Origin of the sequence: Neokomagataea anthophila (assembly GCF_018122595.1) — a bacterium.
In the GTDB taxonomy this organism is placed as follows: Bacteria; Pseudomonadota; Alphaproteobacteria; order Acetobacterales; family Acetobacteraceae; genus Gluconobacter; species Gluconobacter anthophilus.
On record NZ_JAGRQH010000184.1, the window covers coordinates 1 to 227 of the forward strand.

At 37.4% G+C, this 227-nt stretch carries 1 protein-coding gene; it reads right to left on the reverse strand.

All coding sequences use genetic code 11. The features are described from left to right. Positions 1 to 36: 36 nt before the first annotated feature. The coding region (locus tag KB213_RS12420; protein ID WP_211683571.1) for a hypothetical protein at positions 37 to 227 on the reverse strand (191 nt) is incomplete at its 5' end.

Here is a 227-nt window from a genome sequence, read left to right on the forward strand (position 1 = left end):
ATTTCTTTTCCATAACTGATAATTTTTAAATATTTTTCACTTCCAATCAGTAGATCCATCGGTTGATAAAATACCGTCAATCCACTTAGGAGTCATAGACGTGGTTAGAGTATGCCCCTTACCTGTTGCATCTTGAAATACATTCCCCTCTCCTTCATTGAATTTCCAGTAGGCCTCCAAGCCAGGTGATTTCGGACTTGTGACAGTCATATTATTTTGAATCTGAT